Source organism: Clostridium sp. CM027, from assembly GCF_024730565.1.
In the GTDB taxonomy this organism is placed as follows: domain Bacteria; phylum Bacillota; class Clostridia; order Clostridiales; family Clostridiaceae; genus Clostridium_AD; species Clostridium_AD estertheticum_B.
Genome location: NZ_CP077725.1, coordinates 3,390,816 through 3,410,438 on the forward strand (window position 1 = coordinate 3,390,816; position 19,623 = coordinate 3,410,438).

The window sequence follows — 19,623 nt, forward strand, 5'->3', positions numbered from 1 at the left end:
TTATTTAAAAAGGGCGAAGTTGAAATTAATATTTTAACTTTGCTTTTTTCTTTTAGTGGTAAAAAGCTTTTAGTAAAATATCTTTTGAAGCTGGAGAAGGGTTAAAGGCAAGTTGGGGAGAATTTTTTAGTGATAGAAGTTTTAATACAATCAATATAAAGGTATAATAGCATAGAGACATTAAAAAAATGACTAAGGTTAAACTTTGAGCACTAATGAGTGTAGCAATAGCTAAGGTTATTGCTTATGTAACGGATATAGATAATTAATGGAAAAAAACTAAACGATTAATAAGGAGGTATATTATGGCGTTGTGGGCAATATCTGATCTTCATTTATCTATAAATTCAGATAAACCCATGGATATATTTGGAGATAAATGGAGTAATCATAATGAAAAAATTAAAGAAAATTGGCTTAGCAAAGTTTCAGCGGATGATACTGTACTAATTGCAGGGGATATTTCATGGTCCATGAATATTTCTGAGGGTGTGGAAGATTTAGAATGGATTCATGAGCTTCCAGGTAAAAAAATACTTATAAAAGGAAATCATGACTATTGGTGGAGTGGTATCACGAAGCTTAATGCTCTCTACGCGGATATGGATTTTATCCAAAACAACTTTTTTAACTACAAAGATTTTGCTATATGCGGAACACGGGGATGGAATTGCCCAGGAAATACAAGATTTACAACTCATGATGAAAAAATTTATAATAGAGAGTTAATAAGGCTTCGAATTTCACTCGATGAGGCAGTGAAAAAGGGTTATAATAAATTTATTGTAATGCTTCATTATCCACCTACTAATGATAAGTTTGAGGAGACTGAACTTATAAGAATAGTAAAAGAATATAATGTATGCAAGGTAATATATGGTCATTTACATGGACCATCTTTAAATAGGCTATATGAAGGAAATATAGAAGGCGTAGAATATATAGTTACTTCTTGTGATTATCTAAACTTCGATCCTTTAAAAATATTAGAATAGTATCAAAAGTTAATACAATGTGGATATGAAATTTTATGTAAAGGACTGAGTATATGGCAATAAGAGAGTGGAAAAGATTTTTAATTCCTTATGAACAGGGTGTAGAAGAGTTAAAAGTAAAATTTAAAAGTATAAGAAGAGAATATAGACGAAAAAATGAGTATTCACCTATAGAGTTTGTTACCGGGAGGGTTAAAGAAATATCTAGTATTCTTGAGAAAGCTAATAAATTCGGTATCCCTCTGGATAGAATTGAATATGAAATGGAAGATATTGCAGGTATAAGGATAATGTGTCAGTTTGTAGATGATATTGATAAAGTGGTGAATCTAATTCGTGAAAGACGTGATATGCAGATGGTTTATGAAAAAGACTATGTTGCAAATGTAAAAGGTAGTGGATATAGAAGCTATCATATGATTATAAAGTATCCTGTAAACTTAGCTGATGGTCAAACCGAAATACTAGCAGAATTTCAAATTAGAACCTTAGCAATGAATTTTTGGGCTACAGTAGAGCATTCTCTAAATTATAAATATAAGCATGATATACCAGAGAATATAAGGGCAAAACTTAAAAATGCTGCAGATGCTGCTTTTCAATTAGATGAACAGATGCTAGAAATTAAAGATGAAATTAAAGATGCACAAAAATTGTTTGAGGTAAAATCTAATTTGGTGTCGGATATAATGAATAATATACTTGTGCTTTCGTCGCTTGGAAAGTCAACGGATGCAGCTAGGTATAGAGAACAATTAAATAAGCTAATAGAAGAAGGAGAAGTTTATGAAATTAGTAGCTTACTTCGCGCAACTCAAAAAACATTAGATATGTATAGAGTTTAAATTGAAAAGGAGAGTAGAAATTAAAAATTTCTACTCTCCTTTTATAATAATTCGAATTTAAACTGTAAAAACTATATGTAGTTCTTACTAAGAAGCTACTATATTAACTAGTCGTCCTTTAATTATAATAACCTTACGAACAGTTTTACCTTCTAGGGTAGCGATTACTGTTTCATCTTTAAGAGAAATTTCCTTTATACTTTCTTCATCTAAATCTTGAGATACAGTTATTCTGGATTTAATTTTACCATTGATTTGAATAGCTAGCTCTACTTCATCTTTTATAAGAGCAAACTCATCAAATTTAGGCCAAATTTGATTAAATACAGAGTAACCCATACCCAAGCTTTCCCACTTCTCTTCTGCAAAGTGAGGAGCAAAGGGAGCTAAAATCTTAAGGTAATCCACAAGCACTTCTTTTAAAAATTTACTATTTATATTGTCTACATTAAAATATTTTAATATAGCATTTGTAAGCTCCATAAGTCTTGCAATAGCGGTATTAAATTGAAGTTTTTCTGTATCTTCGGTAACACCTTTTATTGCGAAATGTCTCCAGTAGTTTAATTCTTTTTCTTCTATTCCTAGAGAGTCTTTGTTATTAAGGTCTTTTGACATAATGCAGATTCCAGTGTCGATTGCTCTTTCAATTCTATCAACAAATTTTCCAATGGCTTTTATACCATCATCACTCCAAGCTCCACCATCAATATAACCGAAACCAAACATTAGGTACATCCTAAATACATCTGCGCCAAACTCTTTTATGTACATGTCTGGAGAAATAGTATTTCCTTTTGATTTACTCATTTTCACTCCGTCTGGTCCTAAAATTAAACCTTGGTGAGTAAGAGATAAGAATGGTTCATCAAAGTCTAAATATCCCATATCACGAAGAGCCTTGGTTATAAATCTTGAATATAGTAAGTGACCACATGCATGTTCAGGTCCGCCTACATATTTGTCTACAGGAAGCATTTTGTTTACTAACTCTTTATCAAAAGCTTTTTCATTGTTTTTGTTATCTACATACCTAAATTGGTAGAAAGAAGAACAAACGAATGTATCCAAAGTATCAGCTTCTCTATGAGCTGCGCCGCCACAAACTGGGCAAGGGACATTCATAAAATCCTCGCATTTAGCAAGTGGTGATTCTCCGTCTGGTGCAAATTCTACGTTGTACGGCAGTTCTACAGGAAGTTGATCCTCAGGTACAGGAACAGCCCCACATTTTTCGCAGTGAATTATTGGAATAGGAGCGCCCCAATATCTTTGTCTTGAAACTAACCAATCACGAAGTCTAAAGTTTACTTTTTCACAGCCGAGACTTATACTTTCTAATTTTTTTACAATTGCTTTTTTTCCGTCGATGGTAGATAAACCATCAAATTCTTGACTGTTTACCATTTTTCCATGTTCAGTATAAGGGAGATTTTCGCCCTCTCCATTTACACTTTTAAAACCAATAATTACTCTTTCAATAGGCAATTTGTATTTAGTAGCAAATGCGAAGTCTCTATCATCATGAGCAGGAACAGCCATTACTGCACCAGTTCCATAAGTGTTTAGAACATAGTCAGCTACCCAAATTGGAACCTCGCGTCCATTAATAGGATTAATAGCATAAGAACCAGTAAATACACCTGTTTTATCTCTTGTAATAGATTGTCTTTCTATATCAGTTTGTTTTCTAGCATCATATTTATAAGATTCAACAGCATCTTTATATTCACTTTTAGTGAGGACATCTACAAGTTCATTTTCAGGGGCTATGACTACATATGAAACACCGAATAAAGTATCTACTCTTGTAGTAAATACACTAAAGTCTACATCAGAATCAACTACTTTAAAAGTAACATCAGCACCAGTAGATTTGCCTATCCAATGTTTTTGCATGGATTTGGTTTTTTCAGGCCAATCCAAGGTATCAAGCTTTTCTAGTAGTTCATCAGCATAGTCAGTTATTTTTAAGAACCATTGTGTTAAATTCTTTTTAGTAACCTCAGTGTTACATCTTTCGCAAAAGCCATCTACTACTTGCTCATTTGCAAGTACTGTACTACAGCTAGGACACCAATTTACTGGTGCTTTTTTCCTGTAAGCAAGGCCTTTTTCAAATAGTTTTAAGAATAACCATTGAGTCCATTTATAATAATCAGGGCGACATGTAACAACTTCATGATCCCAATTAAACATTGCTCCCATAGCTTTTAATTGCTTTTCCATATTAATAATGTTTTGCTTCGTAGAATCCTTTGGATGCACTCCTGTTTTTATTGCGTAGTTTTCAGCAGGTAGACCAAAAGCATCAAAGCCCATTGGCTGAAATACATTGTATCCTTGCATTTTCTTCATTCTAGCCCAAGAATCTACAGGACCATAGTTAAACCAATGCCCCGCATGTAATTGGCTTCCAGATGGATAAGAGAACATTTCAAGTACATATAACTTCTTATCAATTTTATTTTCATCAAATTCATAAAGGTTAGTTTCTTCCCATATTTGTTGCCATTTTTCATCGATAGTTGTAGTATATTTTGCCATTAGTATTCCTCCTTATTATGATCTATAGGTTAAAAACAATTATTAATCTTTTCCACTTAGTTTTAAATTAGAAAATAAAAAAAACCCTCATCTCAACAAAGAGACGAAAGTAATATTCCGCGGTACCACTCTAATTAGGCATTACGCCTCACTTAAGAATATAACGGTTTTAACCGTACTTGTTTTCACAAGTAAGCTTTTACTTACAAGTAAGATTTTACTTAAAAATAAGCTCATAGGCAAGTTCATATTATATCATTACTGCTTCACACCTATGGGACATTATTTATCTTAATGACCCAACAGCAGCTCTCTTTAAAATGCTATAAATACTACTACTCCTAATAAAAGCAATTTATTATAGTATCATTTGTTTAAGATTGTATTATTATTCATTATAATTTAAATAGAATTTTGTGTCAAGGCTATGTGATTTACTTAAATTTCATAACAAGATTTTTATTTGCATAGGATATAAATACAGTAAGCGCATAGTCATATACTATGAAGGCAAACTCCATAACAATTATTGTTAAATATATATTTATATTAGGAAGTTTTGATAATATAAATAATTTATAAATAAATATAAGTATAGCGGAGGCTATATTAAAATACAATAACTTAAGCACAATTTCTAAAATCATACTCCTTAATTTTTCTATAAAATATTTCACAAAGCCATAGGAACCAAAAATTAGTATATATGCAATGCTTATAAGCTTTGAAGGTATAATAAATAAACTAAGCAAGGAGACAGCACTATATACTACAATGGTATTCTTTATTCCGGTAGTTAAAATTGAAAGTGGAATAATACAGGAAGCAATGCCTAACATAAAAAATTTATTTGTAGGGAAAATAGAAGAAAGATATAGTAATATTAAACTAAGTGCTGCGAATATTCCACCCTTAGCAATATTATTAGATTTCATAAAAATCATCTCCTAAATTAATAGAATTAGCAACAGGATATAAGATCTCCGCCTAAACATTCACAAATACTATCTGCACACCACAAGTTAAGACATAGATTACCCATGCCAAAATCATTGTTACGCTTGCCATAATAGTTATCTCTATAATTTGAAGTACGCGAATTTAGTTCATTAAAACTTCGTCTATATTCAATATTATTAGGATCTTGCGTGCAAGCGCGGCTTATAAAATTATAAGCACTATCATGCCAGCCTTTTTTGAGGTGAAGCACTCCCGTTAAATAATTCCACTCGGCAGTTTTAGTATTCATGGAATTTAATTTCTGCTCAGCGGAAGCGATATTTCCGCTATTTAAATCCATTCTTATAGATTGATATATATTGTTATTAGTATAGTCATTATTTGAATTAGAACCATAATTATTAGACGAATTGTAACTGTTAGAAGAACCATTGCTACTTGAAGAACTAGTATTTTTCATAAGTGAATCATAGGCTTCATTTAGTTCCTGCATTTTTTCTTCTGCTAAATCTTTTAAAGGATTATCACCATACTGATCAGGGTGATATTTTTTTGCTAGCTCTCTATAGGCTTTTTTAATATCTTCTTTAGATGAGCCTTGTCTTACACCAAGTACTTCATAGGGATTTATCATCTTTATATTCCACTCCTTTTAAATTATTAATGTTACATTCTTTATTAAATCATCACCTGCGGTGATGTAATATTAACGACTTCAGAAGGATATTTATACCCCCACTGAAGTTTTCTACTTGTTAGGGTATGTTACTCCCACTTATAGAAGTGGGAGACTTTCCTTCTGAAATGTCGTTAAAAACCTTATCCATTTTTTCCATGAGTCCGAGTTCTAGTATATTACATAATATGGCTTCATTTTTTATTAAAGGTAATCTATTTAGATAGTTTAAACATTGCTGCGCGCAGGTAGATAATAAAAAATCAATTCGGGGTGCTATCGATATACTAAAACTTTTAAAATCTAATTTATCAGTATTAAACAATGAATTTATAGCATTAAAAGAATCACTTTTTATATCCTTTTCTAAATCATCATAAGCATCTATAATATATATCCATTTACCTAAATTATACCCAAGCCAATATAAATCATCCTTAAAGGAAGCAGTCTTATAATAAAATGATATTATAAAGCCTGTAAGGTCAGCAAAAACATGAGAAAGCTCATCTATAGATAGCTGCTCATCAATGCATAGATCCTTATGGTCCGCTTCGAGGGTATTTAGTAATAAAAGCTTTTCTTTTGTATAATTCATTACATCATTATATGCTATATCTGATTTTGATAAATAGTTTTTTAAAAACATTGAAAAAACTTTACTTTTCATTGTTTTATTATCGTAAACATCATCCATTATCTTATAATAGGCTAAAGTAATGTTACAAAAGGCGGCATAATCTATTGCCTGGTTATTATTAATCATAATCCTTTTTTTTAGTGGATGCATAATACATTTGAATTTAATAAAATTGTATTTATTCTCTGAAAGTGCATCCAAAAGTACTGCCAAGAAAGTCATATCATAATTTAAAGTAAGCCTTGGTAGGTTTCCAAAATTATTTTTAATAGAGTTACATAGGCCGCAATAATAAGCTTTGAATTTCTCGTAGTCTTTTATCTTCATTTCCATTTTACATGGAGTTACATATCCAAACATTATAGTTCCTTTGATGATTTTTTTGATTTTAATATTTCATAAATGCTTTTAGCCGTTGTATCCTCTAATCGGTAACCGAGCAAAGTCACAACTTCCTCAATTTCGAATTCATCCTCGCTTTCAATTTCTATGTAAGGAAAAGGACAGAATGTCTTCTCATTTATATCTATTTCAATAAGAGTATTTTTGTATTTATAGCTTTCTCTATATTTTTTAATAGATTGTATAAGCTCTAGACCTAAGGATTCGAATATACCCTTGGCAGCAGCTGCATCTTTAATTTCTGATTCGTGTTCATCCATAATTTTATACTTTTCTTGGCTTATGAGTTTTTTCGTGGTTATGTAATGAACTGTGGAATTTGTTAGTTCATCATGCACTGTTCGTATTCTTGCATAGCCTTTGCCGTTTAGTAACCTTTTATCCGAGAAATCATAAATATTATTTATTTGATTTTCTTGTTTTGATTTTATAGCATTTATGTTTAATAGTTTTTTGCGGATTTCTTGTACATCAATATCTATAATTCTAAGTTCTATTTCTCTCAAAGTAGTTCCTCCTTGTCGCTCTTAGGAACATAACAGTTATTAATTGTTATGCTTCTATTTTTATACATCTAATCATTAATTCTTTATTATACCATTAATTGTGATTATATCATAACTTAAGTAAAGTAACATTAATATTGCTTTAAAATTACAAATTCCAATACAGGAAAATAGGTAATCACAATAATAGTCTGTTAAGAACTAAGGATAATAGCAATATATGACTTTGTTATAAGTGACGATACATAGTATAATAATTGGGCACGTTTAAATAAATGGACTAGCATTATTGACTTGTTATTTGTTTAAATGCGCCTTAGATAAATATTAAGGTGGTGTTTTTTTGGAGTATATAAAAGAAGTTAATATAAATGAGGCTATTATTCATGTTTTAGATAACAATGCAGATGAACCTATCTTGAATGAATATGCATTAGACTTAGATGAAGAAAAATATAACTATTTACTGAAACATATCCAGAAGTGCTTAAAGGATGAAGAATTAAAGTATGGAGTCTTTAATTCCGATCGAAATATAGTAAAAGATTTATCACAAGAATACTTGAATGGTGAGAATAATTTACTGGCGGTATCTAAGGACCTAGCAAGGCAGATGTTTATTTTAATGAGATCTATTGGGAACGTTCCTTCCTGTGATTTGGTAATAGTATCTTTTACCACAGAGTTTGGACCAATGCTTGGGATATTTAAAATGGATTATATTAAAAACTATGTGCACACTATCGAATTTGTGGATAATAAATTAGGCATTGATATAGTATCGCAGGTTACAGGATTACCTGGTAGTTCTCAAAGAATACAGAAATGTACGTTTTTAAAACCAATTAGAGATGAAAATAATTTTGATTTAATGGTTATCGATAAAAAAAGCAAGAATAAAGAAGATGAGGAATATGGCTCAAACTACTTTATAAGTGATTTCTTAGGTTGCACAATTATTGATAATGAAAGAGATGTTACTAAAAACTTCGTGAAGGCAGCTGAAAAATTCACGCAAAACAACTTTGCAGAAAATGCAGATGAAGCAGAAGTTGTTAGAAGTACTATAAAAAGAAAGCTTAGAGAAGAAGATAATATTGATCTTAAAGAATTGTCTGAGGAAATGTTTTCTGAAAATAATGATACTAAAGAAAAATTTGTTGAATTTATAACAGAACAAGGAGTTTCAGAAAATATTAGTCTTGATAAAGAGTGGATAGACAAAAAGCTAAAAAGAGTAAGACTAAAAATTGATAAAGATATAGATTTATACGTAAATGAAGAAACGTATCATGATAATAGTCGCTTTGAAATACAAAGAAATGGTGATGGCACAATTAATATGGTTATTAAACATGTAAGCAATTATGTTGAAAAATAGATAAGAAAAAAGTATATATTACGCGTATTGCAATACGATTAATGCATTATACGTAATATATACTTTTTTCTGCGCATGAAAACATTATAGTTTCTTATATAATAAAAAATAAAACAAAAATACCCACAGTAGAATATACTGTGGGTATTTTTGTTTTAACAATTTAGATTTAAATGAATTTAATCTAATTTATTTTAAAGAATTAGAAGAACCTAAAACGTTAGTGATTTTGCTTTCAACTAATTTAGTTATGTTAGTTCTTGCTTCGCCTAAATATTTTCTAGGATCTATTTCGCCAAGATTTTTTGTAAGAACTTTTCTTATTGAACCAGTCATAGCAAGTCTTAAATCAGTATCCATATTTATTTTACAAACAGCCATAGATGCTGCTTTTCTAAGCATATCTAGTGGAATTCCTTTTGCGCCTTTCATTTCGCCACCAAATTCATTGATCATAGTAACGTAATCTTGGTCAACTGCAGATGCTCCGTGAAGAACTATTGGAAAATTGTGCTTTCCAGCTTCTTCTAATTTTTCTGTGATTTTTGCTAATCTTTCAAAATCAAGTTTAGCTTCGCCTTTGAATTTATATGCACCGTGGCTTGTTCCTATAGCTACAGCTAAAGAATCAATACCAGTTCTTGTTACATAATCTACAGCTTGTTCTGGATCAGTATAAGTTGCGTCTGCTGCGGAAACATTAACATCATCTTCAATTCCAGCAAGCTTTCCAAGTTCTGCTTCAACTACAACACCTTTAGAATGAGCATATTCAACTACTTCTTTAGTTGTTCTTACATTTTCTTCGTAATCAAGATGAGAACCATCATACATTACTGAAGTAAATCCAGAAGCTATTGCAAGTTTACATTGTGCTAAATCTGAACCGTGATCTAAATGAAGAGCAATGTCAAGACCAGTGTCTTCTACAGCTGCCTCTACCATTTTTCTAAGGTAAGTAGGTCTAGCATATTTCATAGCGCCGCCTGATACTTGAAGTATAACAGCTGACTTGTGAGTAGCACAAGCATCAACAACTCCTTGAATTATTTCCATATTATTGATGTTGAAAGCTCCAATAGCGTAATTGCCTTCTAAAGCTTTTTTAAACATATTAGTAGTAGTAACTAAAGCCATGTTAATTCCACCTTTCAAATTTTGTAATAGGGACATATATTGTCCCTGCGGGACTTTTATGATATGTTATAATTATAAGCTATAATTGGACTATTTTCTACCCCTTTACTATAAATTGTACCCATAAATTTAAAAAATCAAAAAATATTGCTTATAGATACTTTTTCATGAGACATTATATGATCTATAAGATATTTCATACTATGTACAGTGGCTAAACATTCAGACTTATCTTTCATTTTTATATATTGAGTTAATTTTAAAAGCTCGTTGTCCATATGATCTGTATCTTCATGATGTATATATATAGTTAAAAATTTAGAAGCTTTTTTCCAATCAGCTACATAATCTAGTGATAAATTGTATGCATCTTCGTAGTTCTCTTTAAGTATATAGCTTTCTAAGGAAGAATTCAAATTTTGTAAATGGGCGCAATTATAATTTATAAGATTAATAGATACAAATATGCCTATAATCATTGTAAAAAATAAGCCGAAGGCTACAATAACATTTTTCATATTTTCTTATCTTTCCCTTCTTTAAGTTGATAATAGAACTTATTTTTAGAGTCAATCATTCCTATGAAAACATCTTTAGCACATAAAATATTATTTTTTCTTAATATATTGTTTAACCAAGTTATGTCTTTTTTTAAAAGATTTAAATTTTTATAATTTATATTGCCATCCATAATTAAAGGTATAGGCAAAGACTCTTGAGCTATGGCTATATTTAAATCATCCTTAGTTGCATTAGAAATACTAGTTTTAGGCAATATGGATAGCTCACCGCTAGTCTCCAAAATAGCATATTGGATATCGGATAAATTAAAATACCCTTTTAATCTAAGTTCTTCGAATAAATCATTAATATTAAATCTTTGGCATCTGAGCTCTGCAATATCAATTTTGCCGTTTTTTATTAATATGCTCGGAGTGCCTGTTAAAATTTTTCTAGCCTTTTCGCTTTTGAGTTCAATATAGGAAGTGGCTATTTGGAGAAATAACAAAGTGAATATTGGTATAACAGCATGTATAATTGGTATTCTTATATCTTCCATGGGGAAGGTTGCAAGATTAGAAATCATCAATGCAATCACAAGTTCGAAAGGTTCAAGCTCACCTATTTGTTTTTTACCCATCATTCTCATAATAAATATTACTGTAAAGTATAAGACAAAAGTTCTGATTACTAAAATAAGCATAATAACACCTCTTTAACATATGATGTATATGTTTCCTTTAAACTCAAAAATTATAAGGGGGAAAGGATACATTTTTTAAAAACTAAAGTATAATAGTAATAACTACTAAAAATAGGGGATGATTGTATGCGTAGTTTCAATATAGGACTTAAGGATGGTAGAAACATTTTAGTTCCAGAGGGAACTATATTAAATGATATTATTAAAAAAAATAATTTAGTAAGCGATTTTCCAGTAGTTTTAGGTAAAATCAACAATAAATTTTATGAGCTAGGAAGTACTATCACGCATGGGGGTGATTTTGAACTCGTAGATATTACAAGTAGAATCGGAACGATGGCGTACGTTAGGACCCTTCAATTTGTACTAATAAAAGCAATTTCTGAATTATTCCCTGAAGCTAAAATTTCTATCGAACATTCTTTAAGTAAGGGATTATTTGGTGAGATTCATAAGACTCTTGCACTAGATATTGATGACATATATGATATAAAAAGCAGAATGAGCGAAATAATAAAAGCGGATATTCCTATAAGAAAGATAGCATTTTCAAAAGAGAGGGCAGTGGAAATTTTTACGCAGTATGATATGCAAGATAAAGTTAAGCTTTTAAAATATGTAACAGGAAAAGAGATAAAGCTTTATGAACTAGATGGGAGATATGATTATTTCTATGGCCCTATGGCTTATTCAACAGGAATATTAAAAATATTTGATTTAATGTACTATGAGCCGGGGTTTATATTAAGATATCCAACAAATGATGAACCAGATAGAATCCCTAAATTTTATAAACACGAAAAACTAGCTAAAGTATTTTATGAAGCAGCGCAATGGGGAGAAATACTAAGTGTTGGAAGTGTTGGTGCACTAAACAATGAAGTGGTAAATGGCGATATTGTTAATTTAATTAGAGTAGCAGAAGCACTTCATGAAAAGAAAATTGCATATATTGCGGATATGATTTATAAGCGGGAAAAGGTGAAATTGGTTCTTATTGCTGGACCGTCCTCATCAGGGAAAACTACTTTTTCAAAAAGATTAGGGATTCAATTGAGGGTAAATGGCTTAATACCAATATTTATTTCATTAGATGATTATTTTATTAATAGGGAAATCACTCCAAGAGATGAAAGTGGAGAATATGATTTTGAATCTATATATGCTTTAGATTTAGAGCTTATAAATAAGGATTTAAAATTATTACTGGAAGGCAAAGAGACTGAAGTACCAAGTTTTAATTTTAAAACAGGGAAAAGGGAATGGCATGGTAATAAGATTAAAATGCCCGAAAATGGAGTTATGATTGTAGAAGGAATACATGGATTAAATGAGATTTTAACTTCATCTATATCTAAGGATAGTAAATTTAAAATATATATAAGTCCTTTAACACAGCTTAATTTAGATGATCACAACAGGATTTCTACAACAGACGTAAGAATGACAAGGAGAATAGTTAGAGATTATTTATCAAGAGGATACGGCGTTGAAGATACACTGAAAATGTGGCCTTCTATAAAACGTGGAGAGGAAAAAAATATTTTTGTATTTCAAGAGCAGGCAGATGCAATGTTTAATTCTAGCGTAGTATATGAGCTTTGTGTGCTTAAGAAATTTGCATTAGCCGAGCTTAATAAAGTTGGGGAAGAAAGTCCAGTATATTATGAGGCAAGTAGATTAAGAAGCTTTCTTAATTTTTTTAAAGATGTAGATAAAGATTTAGTACCAGATAATTCAATAATAAGAGAATTTACTGGCGGAAGTTGCTTTTATAAATACTAAAGCACCTGGAAATAAAATAATTACGTTATACTGTGCAGATGCTTACAAGGAGGGAAACAAATGAAAAACTATAGTGTTTTTGACATATTGGGTCCAATTATGGTAGGGCCATCAAGTTCACATACAGCAGGGGCTGCAAGGCTTGGTAAAATTGCCGCTATAATTTCAGGGAAAAATATAATATCAGTAAAATTTGTTTTACATGGTTCTTTTGCTAAAACGTATAAAGGCCACGGAACGGATAGAGCATTAGTAGCAGGGATTTTAGGGATGGATCCTTGGGATGATAGACTTAAAGACTCATTAGCTATAGCTAAAAATCAAGGGCTCCAAATAGAGTTTGCTGAGGACGATTTGGGAGATGTTCATCCTAATACAGTAAAGTTTATTATAACAAAAAAAAATGAGAAAATAGTTGAAGTTGTTGGGTCGTCTGTTGGAGGAGGAAATATTTCGATATTTGAAGTTGATGGCCAACCAGTTAAATTTACAGGTAACTATCCAACAATTATAATTAGCCATAAAGATATTCCAGGGATGATTTCAAAAGTAAGTACCTTGTTATATGATGGAAATGTTAACATAGCATTTATGAATGTGTATAGAAATAGTAGAGGGCTAAAAGCAGCCATGGTGTTTGAGACAGATACCATAGTAACTGAAAACGTATTAAGTAAGATTAAGTCTATGGAGGATATTTACAGTATAAGAGAAATATCACCAGTGCAACGGTCGTAATACAGCGAGGAGGAAATAATATGTTTGTAAACAAAGGGATAGAACTTTTAAGTGTATGTGAAGAGAAAAATATACCGATTTCGGAATATACAATAAGGTGTGAACAAGAAGAAAGTGGATTTACGCGTAGTGAAATTGTTGAAAAGATGAGGAAAAATCTAAATATAATGAGAGAAGCTGCGGAATATGGGCTTACAAATGAAACTAGATCTATTAGTGGATTAATAGGTGGGGATGCAATTAGACTGAATAGGTATGCGCAGGGGGGAAATACACTGACAGGTGAATTTATGATAAAAGCAATGGCGAGAGCTCTTTCTTGCTCAGAAGTGAATGCAGCCATGGGAAAAATAGTCGCTGCGCCGACAGCGGGGTCTTGTGGAATACTTCCTGCAGTAATTATTACAGCAGGAGAGAAGTTAAATAAAACTGAAGATGAGCTAATTAATGCGTTATTCACAGCTTCTGGAGTAGGAATTATAATAGCTAAAAATGCTACAATGTCAGGAGCTGAAGGTGGATGTCAGGCTGAATGTGGTTCTGCCGCTGCCATGGGCGCAGCAGCTGTAGTGGAAATGATGGGTGGTACTCCCGCTATGGCACTAAATGCAGCTGCTATTGTTATAAAAAACATATTAGGACTAGTATGCGACCCTGTCGCAGGGTTGGTTGAGGTGCCGTGTGCTAAACGAAATATAGCTGGTGCAGTAAGTGCTTTGACTACTGCAGATTTGGCTATGAGTGGGGTTACAAGTCGAATACCTTTTGATGATACAGTAATTGCCATGTATAAGGTGGGAAAACAATTACCTTGTGAATTAAGAGAAACAGCTATGGGCGGGCTTGCAACTACTCCTACAGGACTTGAACTTGCAAAAAAAATATTATTAAAACAAGGTTCGCTTAAATAAATATATTGTTGGAAGTTAAGAGAGGGATATCCTAAACGGGATGTCCCTATTTTTGTATATCACATCACTTAGTAAAGTAACCTTTAAAATCATAATGAATAGAATAATAAAGGAGATAACTAATTAAAGGGAGGGATAGAAATGCAGCGGTGCACAGAAGAAAATGAAGTGTATAACACATACAGAAATATTAATGAAGATATTTTTGATGGGATTGATGAAGAATACGTAAATGAAAGTACAAAATAATGATAGTTTGGTGTTGTGAATGAAAAAAACCTATATTTTTATAATCGGTGTAATTGCATTAATGTTTATAAGCACTTCTTCAAGTTTAATAAATACAATAATATATTCTATAGCTATAGTTCCGTTAGCTATTCTACTAGGAGATCAAACCACTAGCATTTCAGATTATATAGGGCAAAAAAAAGGGGGGCTTTTAGCTGCTACAGTAGGCAATGTTCCAGAGCTGATGATGGGAATATGGTCAATAAAGTATGGAATGATACCTATGGTTCAAGCTTCTTTAATTGGGTCAATTGTAAACAATATGCTTTTGGGTCTTGGAATTGCGGTAGTGTTTGGAGGATTTAAGTTCAGGCAGCAGAATTTCAATAGGATAATAGCACGAACAAATTTCAATATGTTACTATTGGCCTTGTCCTCCATGGTAGTTATAGCAACATTAAATAGATACTCTGTAGTTAAGGACTCGGTACTTATATCCATAAGTGTGAAAGTTGCTTTTTTACTGATAGGTATTTATATCTTAGGACTAATATTCTCATTGTATACTCATAACAATTTGTTTGTTGTAAGCGTGGATAAAGAAGAAAAAAAAGTTGTCGTGAATAAAAAAGTTATTGAAAGTGTAATGATTTTAATTTGTATATCTGTATTACTTTATTTTATAAGTGATAAGCTAATTTATAATATTAGAGAGTTTACTAAAAACTATAATATATCCCAAGAGTTCATAGGTATAATTTTAATTCCACTTTTGGGCAATATAGGAGAAAATGTTTCTACAATAATGTGTGCAATGCAAAATAAGGTAGATATGAGCTTAGAAACAGCTATAGGATCAAGCATCCAAATTTCACTTTTTGTTACCCCTGTGCTTGTAATATTTTCTTGCTTTATGGGTTTAAATATGACACTTCTATTTCCAACCTTTCACATAATAATGTGTAGTATAGCTGTAGGTATGTCTTTTTTAGTCTTTCAAGATGGAAAAACCTATTGGCTAGAAGGAAGCATTTTAATTACTACCTATATCATAATTACTTTAGCATATTATTATATTGTCTAGGTAAATTCAGATAAATAACAAGTTGCAGCTTTGACTTGTTATTTATTTTAATGCACCTAAGCATAAATAGATATATATAATAATATAATTAAACTAAAAGGTGATTATTTGGCACATAGAAGAGTAATTCAGAATTATTACGATGATGTAAATAATTTAGCAGATATTTTAACTAAACTAGTTAGTTCTTATAGGCTATTAATAGGTGGAGCAGATGAATTAAATAAAATTGCACTATCTAAAAAAAGTGAGGTTAAGGATGCATTAAAAAGAGCTGATAATTTGGGGGATATTATAGACGAAACAATAAAGGTGCTAGACGATGCGGGTTATAGTTATATGTCTTATTGCAAAATTAAGACCGAGGTTATGAACTGCAAGATTCAAACAGAGTATATAGAAACAGAGATTGACGAGGAGCTAAGGTTAAAAGATTAATTATCTCCTGCGGAGCTATTAAGCATCTCCTGCGGAGCTATTAAGCATCTCCTGTTATAAAATTGTGGACTTTCCTTCTGAGATGAGATGTCGTTAAAAAAGTGTGAGAAATATTATATTTCTTACACTTTTTTTATTTGAAATTTACTTACCATAAGATAAGAGAGTATAAATATTATAATAATAGTAAGAGGGAAATTGTGTGGAGAATTTAAAGTCACGAAAGCATAGAGTGCTAAAAGCATTCCAGAAATAGTAATAGGGATACCAGTATAAACATTATTAAATTTAGAGTTATTATATCGTGCTAGTCTATATGCACCAGCTACAGGGAAAACTAAAAAACAAATATAACCCAAATAGCCTAAGGAAATGAAATTATATAAATTATATATAAGCAAAGAAGGTGCAACGCCAAAAGATACTAGATCAGCTAATGAATCCAATTCTTTTCCTAAAGCGCTAGATACTTGTAAAAAGCGTGCTACTTGGCCATCATATCTATCCATAAAACCAGCTAATAATATAAAAATTACAGATAATTTGTAATTAGCTTGAAAAGTCATTAGCAAGGATAATAAACCAAAAATTAAATTTCCAAAAGTAAGAATATTGGGTATAGAGGATTTCTTCACTAAATATCACTCCTAAAATAATAAAATTTCACTAATATATTAATATAAAATCATACTTTAAATTATACATCATATTATAGAAACATTTAAGTATGAAATCATAAATTTTATTATTGGGTGGTCAAGGAAAAATATAATAAAAAAATATTAATATTAACATTTATTTATGGTTAAAATAAAAATATTAGTAATTTTTATCTAACATAAAAAATTAAGAAGGAGGAATATAAAATGAAAGTTTCTGAAATAATGACTAAAGACGTTTTAAGTTTAGCTGTAGATGATACTGCAAAGCATGCAGCCGAGCTTATGAAAGAACATAATATAGGATCAATTCCTGTAAAAACAAAGGAGAAAGTGATTGGTATTGTAACGGATAGGGATATAATACTTAGATGCGTGGCAGAAGGCAAGGATGTAAAAACGCAAAAAGTTCGAGATATTATGACTTCTAACCCAGTAGTAGGAGATCAAAATATGAATGTGGATGATGCTATTAGGATTATGAGTGAAAGGCAAATAAGAAGGCTACCAATAACGGCAAAGGATCAATTAGTTGGGATGGTTTCGCTAGGGGATGTGGCATTAGAACCAAAGCTTCATGAAGAGGCTAGGGACGTACTCAGTGATATTTCTATCCCATGCACACAGAATATTTAATGAGAATGTTAAAAAATAAATAAAAAATGTAATTTATTAGCGCAATTATATGTTAAATTACTATTGACTTTTATTTTATTAACTAAAAATCCACAGGAAAGGTAAATCTTGTGGATTCATTTTTAAAGAGGTATAATGTTTATAAATAACATATTAAATTTAAACGGAAATAGGGGAGAATGTAATGAACAAGGTAAAATTTATTTATAATCCATATTCTGGAGAAAATACTATAGCATCAGATTTAGATAAGATAATAATGATTCATCAAAAATATAAGCACACGATAGTGCCATATAGAATATGCAATGAAAATCCTATATCAGATGCTTTTTTTGATATAGACAAAAATTACAAATACATTTTAATAGCAGGTGGAGATGGAACTTTAGATACTGTAGTAAATGAGATGAAAAAAAAGAATATTGATTTACCTATAGCAATTCTTCCCGCAGGTACTGCAAATGATTTTGCAAATTATATAGGAATGCCTCAAGATGTTGAAAAGGCATGCAATCAAATATTAACAAGCGATGCAAAAAAAATAGATATAGGGAAAATAAATGATAAATATTTTCTGAATGTAGCGAGTGCAGGTTTATTTACAGATATATCACAAAAAATGGATATGGATCTAAAAAACACTATAGGAAAACTTGCATATTATATAAAAGGAATTGAACAGTTACCTAATTTTAGAAAACTAAAAATAAAAGTTAGTTCAGATGAAGTTTCTTTTGATGGAAATATGTATTTAATGTTAGTGTTCAATGGACAAACTGCAGGAAATTTAAAATTTGCATATAAAGCTAAGGTGGACGATGGACTTTTAGATGTAATTATTATAAAGGCTGGAAACATGAAGAATATCTTAAATATTTTTATTAAAATGATTCGAAATGAGCACTTAGAAAATATAGAAGGAATTGTTTATTTTAAGACTAATAGATTAGAAATAGAATGCTTTGAAGGTATTGGTACAGATATAGATGGAGAAAGAGGACCCGATTTCCCACTCCTTATAGAATGTGAAAAAGGTGGAATATCTATATTAGGTACTAAAATAAAGTAAATTAAGCATAATATCAAACATAAATTAATAAATATTAATAGTAGCAATTTTAGGAGAGTATATGAATGAGTATATATTTTTTACTGCTGTTGATAGTGTTTTTTTTATTGTATGAAGGTATAATTTCTAGTTTGATTTATGCACCTAAAAAAATTAAAATAATTAGTCTTATTGCTTTAATTTTAATGACGTTTAGATACATAGCTTTAATAATCCTTTCCGTTATAAAAAATCAAAATTATTTATATTTATTAAAACCTTTGGTATTCACAAATTTACTTAGCATACCAATATGTGGCGTTATTTCAGTGTTTATATTTGCAAGAAACAATAAAATTAAACTTAAAAAGATTTTATTTATCTGCTTAATGTTGTCTGTAGTATACTGCATTATGATATATAAATCTGCTTCAGATATTAATGTATCAATCCTTTGTGGATACATTATAGAATTACAACTAGAAGGTTATTGTTATATTGGACTACTTATAATAAATTCAGTTTTTATTATTAAAGGTATAGAACTTTTTAACAAAACATATTCTAATAAACTAGGATCAGCAATAATAATAATATCTTCTATTGTTACAATTATTTCAGTAATTCTAACTTCAATAAATGGAAATCTCCCATGGTTATTGCTAGGCGATATTTCTTGGATTATAACCATAGATTATGGTTTAATAAAGTTTAAAAAGTAAAGGCAAAATCGTTAATGTTATAGCACCACAGGTGAAAATTTTAAAAGCATATATGACTACAAAAAAATGTAGCCA

Annotated in this window: 20 protein-coding genes and 1 other annotated feature; of the genes, 11 read left to right on the forward strand and 9 right to left on the reverse strand. The window is 30.6% G+C overall.

The window, feature by feature from the left end; translation table 11 throughout:
• Nucleotides 1-305 precede the first annotated feature (305 nt).
• On the forward strand, nucleotides 306-995 hold the full coding sequence (locus KTC92_RS16090; protein WP_216301866.1) for a metallophosphoesterase: 690 nt from the start codon (nucleotides 306-308) through the stop codon (nucleotides 993-995).
• Nucleotides 996-1,048: 53 nt separating this feature from the next.
• Nucleotides 1,049-1,840, forward strand: a complete 792-nt coding sequence (locus KTC92_RS16095; RefSeq protein WP_216301867.1) for a GTP pyrophosphokinase family protein — start codon at nucleotides 1,049-1,051, stop codon at nucleotides 1,838-1,840.
• A gap of 87 nt (nucleotides 1,841-1,927) precedes the next feature.
• On the opposite strand, the gene leuS is transcribed toward KTC92_RS16095, so the two are convergent.
• From leuS to KTC92_RS16120, 5 genes are all read right to left on the reverse strand, one after another.
• Complete coding sequence (gene leuS, locus KTC92_RS16100; RefSeq protein WP_220286106.1) at nucleotides 1,928-4,387, reverse strand: leucine--tRNA ligase; 2,460 nt, start codon at nucleotides 4,385-4,387, stop codon at nucleotides 1,928-1,930.
• Nucleotides 4,388-4,483: 96 nt separating this feature from the next.
• Nucleotides 4,484-4,745, reverse strand: a binding site (T-box leader).
• A gap of 76 nt (nucleotides 4,746-4,821) precedes the next feature.
• Complete coding sequence (locus tag KTC92_RS16105) at nucleotides 4,822-5,322, reverse strand: hypothetical protein (RefSeq protein ID WP_253198072.1); 501 nt, start codon at nucleotides 5,320-5,322, stop codon at nucleotides 4,822-4,824.
• Nucleotides 5,323-5,348: 26 nt separating this feature from the next.
• The gene (locus tag KTC92_RS16110) at nucleotides 5,349-5,978 is read right to left on the reverse strand and encodes a J domain-containing protein (RefSeq protein WP_220286203.1); all 630 of its coding nucleotides are present in this window, start codon (nucleotides 5,976-5,978) and stop codon (nucleotides 5,349-5,351) included.
• 124 nt (nucleotides 5,979-6,102) lie between these two features.
• Nucleotides 6,103-7,023: a DUF5685 family protein gene (locus KTC92_RS16115; RefSeq protein WP_216301871.1), complete on the reverse strand. Its 921-nt coding sequence runs from the start codon at nucleotides 7,021-7,023 to the stop codon at nucleotides 6,103-6,105.
• Nucleotides 7,023-7,571 (reverse strand): class IV adenylate cyclase, encoded by a 549-nt coding sequence (locus KTC92_RS16120; RefSeq protein WP_220286105.1) that lies wholly within the window; start codon nucleotides 7,569-7,571, stop codon nucleotides 7,023-7,025. The genes KTC92_RS16115 and KTC92_RS16120 overlap by 1 nt, the downstream gene beginning before the upstream one ends.
• A gap of 343 nt (nucleotides 7,572-7,914) precedes the next feature.
• On the opposite strand from KTC92_RS16120, the gene KTC92_RS16125 reads away from it, so the two are divergent.
• Nucleotides 7,915-8,952, forward strand: a complete 1,038-nt coding sequence (locus tag KTC92_RS16125; RefSeq protein ID WP_216301873.1) for a nucleoid-associated protein — start codon at nucleotides 7,915-7,917, stop codon at nucleotides 8,950-8,952.
• A 189-nt stretch (nucleotides 8,953-9,141) separates the two neighbouring features.
• On the opposite strand, the gene KTC92_RS16130 is transcribed toward KTC92_RS16125, so the two are convergent.
• From KTC92_RS16130 to KTC92_RS16140, 3 genes are all read right to left on the reverse strand, one after another.
• The gene (locus tag KTC92_RS16130) at nucleotides 9,142-10,089 is read right to left on the reverse strand and encodes a ketose-bisphosphate aldolase (RefSeq protein WP_165413650.1); all 948 of its coding nucleotides are present in this window, start codon (nucleotides 10,087-10,089) and stop codon (nucleotides 9,142-9,144) included.
• Nucleotides 10,090-10,226: 137 nt separating this feature from the next.
• Nucleotides 10,227-10,607, reverse strand: coding sequence for a DUF4363 family protein (locus KTC92_RS16135; RefSeq protein WP_165413649.1), 381 nt, complete (start codon nucleotides 10,605-10,607; stop codon nucleotides 10,227-10,229).
• Nucleotides 10,604-11,293, reverse strand: coding sequence for a DUF421 domain-containing protein (locus tag KTC92_RS16140; protein ID WP_220286104.1), 690 nt, complete (start codon nucleotides 11,291-11,293; stop codon nucleotides 10,604-10,606). Before KTC92_RS16140 ends, KTC92_RS16135 begins: the two co-directional genes overlap by 4 nt.
• Nucleotides 11,294-11,419: 126 nt before the next feature.
• Between KTC92_RS16140 and KTC92_RS16145 the strand changes: the two genes are divergently transcribed.
• From KTC92_RS16145 to KTC92_RS16165, 5 genes are all read left to right on the forward strand, one after another.
• The gene (locus KTC92_RS16145) at nucleotides 11,420-13,078 is read left to right on the forward strand and encodes a nucleoside kinase (protein WP_216301875.1); all 1,659 of its coding nucleotides are present in this window, start codon (nucleotides 11,420-11,422) and stop codon (nucleotides 13,076-13,078) included.
• Between the two features lie 60 nt (nucleotides 13,079-13,138).
• Nucleotides 13,139-13,816, forward strand: coding sequence for an L-serine ammonia-lyase, iron-sulfur-dependent subunit beta (sdaAB, locus tag KTC92_RS16150; protein WP_165412671.1), 678 nt, complete (start codon nucleotides 13,139-13,141; stop codon nucleotides 13,814-13,816).
• 20 nt (nucleotides 13,817-13,836) lie between these two features.
• On the forward strand, nucleotides 13,837-14,727 hold the full coding sequence (gene sdaAA, locus KTC92_RS16155; protein ID WP_216301876.1) for an L-serine ammonia-lyase, iron-sulfur-dependent, subunit alpha: 891 nt from the start codon (nucleotides 13,837-13,839) through the stop codon (nucleotides 14,725-14,727).
• A 268-nt stretch (nucleotides 14,728-14,995) separates the two neighbouring features.
• Nucleotides 14,996-16,042, forward strand: a complete 1,047-nt coding sequence (gene cax / locus KTC92_RS16160; protein WP_165412673.1) for a calcium/proton exchanger — start codon at nucleotides 14,996-14,998, stop codon at nucleotides 16,040-16,042.
• Between the two features lie 108 nt (nucleotides 16,043-16,150).
• Entirely contained in the window at nucleotides 16,151-16,480 is a 330-nt protein-coding gene (locus tag KTC92_RS16165; protein ID WP_216301877.1) for a hypothetical protein, read from the forward strand.
• Nucleotides 16,481-16,602: 122 nt separating this feature from the next.
• Here KTC92_RS16165 and pssA read toward each other — a convergent pair whose 3' ends face one another.
• A complete protein-coding gene (pssA, locus tag KTC92_RS16170) occupies nucleotides 16,603-17,115 on the reverse strand; it encodes a CDP-diacylglycerol--serine O-phosphatidyltransferase (protein ID WP_216301878.1) in 513 nt (170 codons plus the stop codon).
• A gap of 231 nt (nucleotides 17,116-17,346) precedes the next feature.
• On the opposite strand from pssA, the gene KTC92_RS16175 reads away from it, so the two are divergent.
• The 3 genes from KTC92_RS16175 (at nucleotide 17,347) to KTC92_RS16185 (ending at nucleotide 19,548) form a co-directional block, all read left to right on the forward strand.
• A complete protein-coding gene (locus KTC92_RS16175) occupies nucleotides 17,347-17,775 on the forward strand; it encodes a CBS domain-containing protein (protein WP_220286103.1) in 429 nt (142 codons plus the stop codon).
• A gap of 184 nt (nucleotides 17,776-17,959) precedes the next feature.
• Nucleotides 17,960-18,847, forward strand: a complete 888-nt coding sequence (locus KTC92_RS16180; RefSeq protein ID WP_216301880.1) for a YegS/Rv2252/BmrU family lipid kinase — start codon at nucleotides 17,960-17,962, stop codon at nucleotides 18,845-18,847.
• A gap of 65 nt (nucleotides 18,848-18,912) precedes the next feature.
• Nucleotides 18,913-19,548 carry a hypothetical protein gene (locus tag KTC92_RS16185; RefSeq protein WP_216301881.1) on the forward strand — a complete coding sequence of 212 codons (636 nt, stop codon included), beginning with the start codon at nucleotides 18,913-18,915 and terminating at the stop codon, nucleotides 19,546-19,548.
• Nucleotides 19,549-19,623: the final 75 nt, after the last annotated feature.